The sequence below is a fragment of the Hirschia sp. genome, assembly GCF_058892565.1.
The window spans coordinates 69,125-75,179 of record NZ_JBZXVU010000022.1 but is presented as its reverse complement, the minus strand read 5'-3'; the positions used below and the strand labels follow the sequence as shown (position 1 = coordinate 75,179).

6 protein-coding genes are annotated in these 6,055 nt (G+C 45.2%); 4 read left to right on the top strand and 2 right to left on the bottom strand.

Going from position 1 to position 6,055, the window contains the following annotated elements; translation table 11 throughout:
* Positions 1–184: 184 nt before the first annotated feature.
* Both AC5EF3_RS09530 and rpmH read right to left on the bottom strand, forming a co-directional pair.
* The gene (locus AC5EF3_RS09530) at positions 185–688 is read right to left on the bottom strand and encodes a ribonuclease P protein component (protein ID WP_493547877.1); all 504 of its coding nucleotides are present in this window, start codon (positions 686–688) and stop codon (positions 185–187) included.
* Between the two features lie 5 nt (positions 689–693).
* A complete protein-coding gene (rpmH, locus tag AC5EF3_RS09525) occupies positions 694–828 on the bottom strand; it encodes a 50S ribosomal protein L34 (protein ID WP_015826725.1) in 135 nt (44 codons plus the stop codon).
* A 202-nt stretch (positions 829–1,030) separates the two neighbouring features.
* Here rpmH and AC5EF3_RS09520 point away from each other — a divergent pair, with 202 nt between their 5' ends.
* The 4 genes from AC5EF3_RS09520 to AC5EF3_RS09505 all read left to right on the top strand — a co-directional run bounded on the left by AC5EF3_RS09520 (position 1,031) and on the right by AC5EF3_RS09505 (position 6,029).
* Positions 1,031–2,863 carry a DUF262 domain-containing protein gene (locus AC5EF3_RS09520; RefSeq protein ID WP_493547876.1) on the top strand — a complete coding sequence of 611 codons (1,833 nt, stop codon included), beginning with the start codon at positions 1,031–1,033 and terminating at the stop codon, positions 2,861–2,863.
* 131 nt (positions 2,864–2,994) lie between these two features.
* A complete protein-coding gene (locus AC5EF3_RS09515; RefSeq protein ID WP_493547875.1) occupies positions 2,995–3,768 on the top strand; it encodes a DUF547 domain-containing protein in 774 nt (257 codons plus the stop codon).
* Between the two features lie 15 nt (positions 3,769–3,783).
* Positions 3,784–4,539: a TVP38/TMEM64 family protein gene (locus AC5EF3_RS09510; protein ID WP_493547874.1), complete on the top strand. Its 756-nt coding sequence runs from the start codon at positions 3,784–3,786 to the stop codon at positions 4,537–4,539.
* Positions 4,540–4,559: 20 nt separating this feature from the next.
* Complete coding sequence (locus AC5EF3_RS09505; protein ID WP_493547873.1) at positions 4,560–6,029, top strand: dihydrolipoyl dehydrogenase family protein; 1,470 nt, start codon at positions 4,560–4,562, stop codon at positions 6,027–6,029.
* Positions 6,030–6,055: the final 26 nt, after the last annotated feature.

Below are 6,055 nucleotides of genomic sequence, written 5' to 3'. Positions count from 1 at the left end.
CGCTTGAGCTTCCAAGCGGGCTTGTTCCTGCGCTTTTTGCTGAGGTCCCCAGATAAAGAATTGAGATAGAGCCATGACGCAGAGGACAAGGCCAATGCCAATCATAAAACTTTTTTGGTCTTGTGGTTGCTGCTGCATGTTGGCGCGTTCTCTACTTCTTCTAGTTCAGTTTTATTATTTGCGTTCAGCGCTTTTTATTGCGTTGATTGCCATAACGATTTGGTTTCGGGTCAGGTGGATCACCTGATAGAATTTTCTGACGAAGGCTTAGCAATGCGCTTTCTACATCGTCAAGCAATCCATCCCATTGTCGGGTCGCTGTGTCACGTCTTGCTATAAACACATAGTCCACGTCAGCAAGGGCATGTTTGTACATTAATTGACTGCTAGCTTCTCGAAGGCGTCGTTTTGCGCGATTTCTAACGACAGCGCCACCTATTTTTTTTGTTGCTGTAAAACCTGCACCTGCAATTTTCGGTGAAATGAGTGTGTTTGCCGGTGTGTTTATGTTGTTTTGGGAAGGGGGATTTGTCACGGAATCTACTTGAAGGCTTAATCTAGGTCTTGCTTGAACAACGACTGAGCGTCGTCTTTCAGCATATCCTTTGGCCACAAACAAAAACGCGCGCCGAACGCGTAAGCGCTCGACGCGGTCAATTGTAGTCTCGTTCAGCGCCTCAGACGCCATCGGGCTTAAGCCGATAGCTTCTTGCGGCCTTTCGCACGACGGCGGGCCAATACTTTCTGACCGTTAGCTGTAGCCATCCGCGAGCGGAAGCCATGGCGACGTTTGCGAACGAGGTTGCTTGGTTGAAATGTACGTTTCACGGCTCACGCCCTCTAACAAAAAACTAGGTAATAAGAAGGAGCGGTTGCTATAGGTATGGGGCAAGTAAGTCAAGGGCCTTATGCCAAAAGTTTAGTCACAAGTCATTTCTCGTGGTTTCTCTTACACTCCTTTGTTTACCTTAGCTATTAGATGGTGCAAAAAGAGCCTGCTTGGGAAATACTAGGAGGGTGGTCACCATTCATGGGCGCTAAACCAACGAATGACATTGCAACGCGCGTGGAAACAGTCGGCTCCTTGATGGGACGAAGGTTGTTTCAACCTGCAAGCATTCAAAGAGATTTTAAATGGGAAGCTGCTAACTGCGTTGCGTTGTTTGAAGATATTTATCGTGTTTTTTCTGCTCACTATGACGTGGCCGAGGAAGATGATGATGATAATCTTTTGTCTTTGTCGCCGGATGATTTGCAAACAGGTGATCTATCTGGTGTCGCTCCAGAAATCGAAACGGTCATTGAAGGCCCTCCCAATGCGTACCTGCTGGGACCAATGTATCTTGCTCCTCCTAAAAATGGTGTAAGTGAAGTTTATGATGGCTTGCAGCGTTTAACGAGTTTGACAATTTTGCTGTCTGTTTTGCGTGATCGGGTTTCTCTTGTCTCGAAAGAGTGGGGGGATTGGATCCATGGTTTTGTTGAGGACGCTCAGTGGGGGTATCGTTTAACTTATCCTGTCAAAAGTCATAAAGAGACTGGTACAGCGCGTTGGTTGACTGAACTCGCGCAGAAGCGAGGCGAAAGTATTAAGTTTAGACGCAATCTAGAATCAAATACGCCGCGTGGCCGTGTAACACGTGCAATAAGAGAGTTCCGAAGGTTGACTCAGGACATGAGTGCAACAGAATTGACGGCTTTTGCCGAGTTCTTGATGACTCGCGTTCGGGTTGTTGCCATTCAAATCGAAGACATGCGGCTAGCACGTCAGGCATTCGTCACCTCCAATCAGCGCGGAGTGGCTCTTTCAGCGGTTGATATCTTAAAAGGTGTTCTTATGGACATCGCAGGCAATGATGATCGCGCCCGTCAAGTCAAAGATGTGTGGGATCGTATTTCTACGACGCCTGACCTAGAGAATTTTATGAGCGCGGTGGATTATATTGAGCGCCGTGAACAGCAAGGGCCATCCCACCTTGTCGAGTTTGGTGATTATCTTGCCGAAGCTCGTCCAGGTTTTGCTATTTTGGAATGGATGGAGCGTTTAGAAAGCCTGTCTCATGCATGGCGACTTTTGAAAACAGCTGTTTATGATCCTAAACAAGATCCGTTTGATGGGGATTTATGGCGTTTGGGATTGCAAAACTGGAATGAATGGAAGCCATTGGCGCTCCACTTTATTTTTGTTTATCAGCAGGCTCAATTGGAAAACAATAAGCGCCGGATGGATGTGGTTGAAAACCGTTTTTCAGATTTTCACCGTCGTGCGATGGCAATTTCATTGGCTGGACTTGGGGCAAAAGCCCGACATGCGATTATTCGCCGTGCTATAGAACAATCAGAAGGGCTTACCGGAGATGGAAAGTCTAGAAATTGTATGTCTTTGAGTTATGGGGCGCTCCGCCTGAAACCGACTCAAAAGGACAGAGCATTACGTCAATTGTCGACGGGGTTTGATGATTATGAGGCCCGTGTTTCATTTTTACGTTGGCTTGAGAGTTTGCATTGGACGCGGGAAGCATTGCCTGATTATGTCGCTGGCGGAACAGTTGAGCATGTGATGCCGACATCGCCTTCTCCTGATGCCAAGCAATGGGCGATAGATTTCCCGGATCAAGATGCACGCCTAGGATTGTGCAATATGTTGGGTAATTTGATCTTGATTGATCGAGAAACAAATAACAAAGCGGGATCCGGTGATTTCTCTGAGAAAGTAAAGTTTTACAGAGAAATGAAACAGCCATTTGCTATGTCTGAAGAGGTCGCACAACTTAATAAATGGCGTCCTCAAGATATCGTTGCACGGTCTGAGCGTATGAGAGAGTTTGCAATTGAGCAACTGGATTGGGACGGCACGGAATAGGTCGCATTGATCTTGTGAACTAACTTGTAAACTTTCAATCACACGCTTGTTAGCGATGGAAATAGTCTTGTGAAAAGGCATTTCACATAAAACCTGCTATTGAGATAGTTCTAAAAATAAGGACTATCTCAATGCGTTTACCTGTTTTTTCAATTCTAAGCCTTGTACTTACTCTGATGATGCAGCCTGCAAAGGCGCAATCACATGAAGCTTGGACGCAATTATTGGGAAAGTATGTTCAGGAAAATAGTGATGGTATCAATCGTGTAGATTATGCGCGGTTGAAGGAGAGTGATTTAGATAGGCGCAAACTTCGAACTTATATTGAAGAGACTGCCGAGAGTGAAATTTTCAACAATGGAACAAGCGAGCAAAGTTTTGCTGCATGGGCTAATCTGTATAACGCTTTGACAATTGAACTTGTTGTTAAAAATTATCCAGTCGATTCTATTCGTGACATTGGCGGAAACTTTATTTCGCGCGGACCTTGGAATAGGGATATCGTTGAAGTGGATGGTTCTAGTCTGAGCTTAAATGATATTGAACACAAAATATTGCGTAAGAAATGGAATGATCCTCGCGTCCATTATGCAGTAAATTGTGCGTCAATCGGGTGTCCCAATATTCAGAAGACAGCGTGGGAAGCTGAAACTTTGGATATAGAATTGGACCGCGCTGCTACAGAATTTATAAATCACCCCAGAGGTGTTGAAGTGTTGCCCGACGGTAGATTGAAACTTTCAAGTATATATCGTTGGTTTAAGGAGGACTTTGGCGATTCACAAGTTGGTTCAGTGATGCATTTGATGAAATTTGCATCGCCGTCGTTAGCGTCAAATTTATCAGCAGAGACTATGGTCAAATCATATCAATATGATTGGTCGCTCAATGATATTAAAAAATAAGAAAGCACGATCATTATGAACGCAGTTTCAAAAGTTGATGAAAATACGAAATCAGGACCACATTTGCTTATAAGAATGTGGCCAATATATATTATGGCGGTTGTGATCGCAGTTTTTATTGCCAATGGCTGGCATAAATTATTGTCGCAGGAAACATTGCAAACTCAACGTGAAGTGCTCACAAGTTTTGTATCTGAGAACCTGATTGTTGCTGTTTTCGCGTATCTGGCAATATACGCCTTTGCGACTTTGTTTATGATTCCTGGCGCGCTTTGGATTACTATCTCTGGCGGCTTTTTGTTTGGACTGGCCGGCGGGAGCATCCTAACTGTTATAGGAGCAACTCTTGGTGCGTCAGCATTGTTTTTTGCGGCGAAGACATCTTTAGGAACCGCATTGCAGGATAAGGCAGGACCCTTTGTGAAAAAGATGGAGGCTGGTTTTAAAGAAGATGCACTTTCTTATATGTTTGCACTTCGGTTTTTGCCAATTGTCCCTTTTCCTGTCGCTAACATTGCGCCGGCTATCCTAGGCGCAAAATATAGTCAGTATGCCCTGACAACTGCTTTAGGTATTATTCCGGGGGTTATTGCATACACTTGGATTGGTGCAGGATTGGGTGCAACATTTGACGCCGGGGAGACTCCTGATTTTGCAGGTGTCGCAAAAAATTTACTGCCTGCATTGATTGCGTTGGGGATTGTTTCGCTCATACCGGTTGCGTGGAAAAAAATTGGGCCTAAATCTGCTGTTGTGGTTGATAGCGAATAAGAACTTCTAAGGAATAAATCATGTCCAGCAGTTTAGATGAAGTCGCTAAGAAAAAAAGCACCAAAAAGCGTCTCAAAGCTGACCTTGTTGTGATCGGGGCGGGGGCTGGCGGTTTATCCGCTGCTGCAGGCGCAGCGATGCTTGGCTTGAAAGTTGTGCTCTTTGAAAAAGGGAAGATGGGCGGAGATTGTCTCAATTATGGATGTGTTCCTTCTAAGGCCCTGATTGCTTCGGCAAAACAGGCGCAAGCATTTAGGACTGCAGATAAATTTGGATTGACTTCAGCAGATCCGGGTGTCGATTGGAAGCGTGTTAAAATACACATTCAAGGTGCTATCGGCACGATTGAACCAAATGACAGTCAAGAGCGGTTTGAAGGCATGGGCGTTACCGTGATCAGGGAAGAAGCTCATTTTGTAACAGAGCATGTGATTGCATCTCAAACCACACAGGTGAAAGCGAAACGTGTAATTATCGCAACTGGATCGCGGGCGTTGATTCCGCCAATCACCGGCCTTGAAGATATAGAATATCTGACGAATGAAACACTCTTTGATATTGACGTTTTGCCTGAGCATTTGGCTATTCTCGGCGGCGGGCCAATTGGCATTGAAATGGCGCAAGCCTTCCGGCGTTTAGGGGCAAAGGTGACTGTCATTGAGCGCTCTAAAGCGCTTAGTCGTGTAGATGAAGAGCACGCGGCTTTAGCTTTAGAGAAAATGCGAGAAGAGGGTGTTGAGATACTTGAACAACATGCGGTAAATGCTGTTTCCACGACGGGGTCAGGCATACGTGTTGAAGTACAAAACGCTGCGAATGAAGTGTCTGCGGTGACAGCAAGTCATTTGCTTGTCGCAACTGGTCGCGTTCAATTTTTCGATACACTAGCGCTGGAGGCGGGCGGCGTTGAATATGATCATCTTGGTATCAAGACGAAACCGAATTTACGGTCTGTGTCGAATGGACGTGTATGGGCGCTGGGCGATGCAGCGGGACGCGGACAATTTACGCATCTAGCAGGTTGGCATGCATCTGTTTTTGTTCGCAATGCGTTGTTTAAGTCTGCAACACGCGCAGATTCTTTGCCTGTGCCAATGGTAACTTATATCTCACCGGAGATTGGGCAGGTTGGTCTAACGGAAGCTCAGGCACGTAAAGAATATGGTGATAAAGTAAAAGTCTCAAAATTCGAGTTTGATGATATTGACCGGGCAATTGCAGAAAAAGATACAGTTGGAGGTGCAAAAATTGTTGCCCTGAAAAATGGGACTGTTCTTGGTGCTTCGATAGTTGGTGAGGGGGCTGGAGATATTATTCAGCTTGCGGGACTGGCAATGTCTAATGGTTTAAAAATTAAAGCTCTTACGAATTTCATCTCGCCTTATCCAACACGCACTGAGATACTTAAACGGGCGGCATCAAAATGGTATGAACCACTTGTATTCGGTAAAAAAGCAAAATTCATAGTAAAGATTCTGCAGGCATTTTGATTAGATTTGCCTGACTCGAACAGAAA

Coding starts and splice junctions, on each gene's coding strand:
- AC5EF3_RS09515 (WP_493547875.1), top strand. CDS start 2,995: ATGCGTTTACCTGTTTTTTCAATTCTAAGCCTTGTACTTACTCTGATG.
- AC5EF3_RS09520 (WP_493547876.1), top strand. CDS start 1,031: ATGGGCGCTAAACCAACGAATGACATTGCAACGCGCGTGGAAACAGTC.
- AC5EF3_RS09530 (WP_493547877.1), bottom strand. CDS start 688: ATGGCGTCTGAGGCGCTGAACGAGACTACAATTGACCGCGTCGAGCGC.
- AC5EF3_RS09505 (WP_493547873.1), top strand. CDS start 4,560: ATGTCCAGCAGTTTAGATGAAGTCGCTAAGAAAAAAAGCACCAAAAAG.
- AC5EF3_RS09510 (WP_493547874.1), top strand. CDS start 3,784: ATGAACGCAGTTTCAAAAGTTGATGAAAATACGAAATCAGGACCACAT.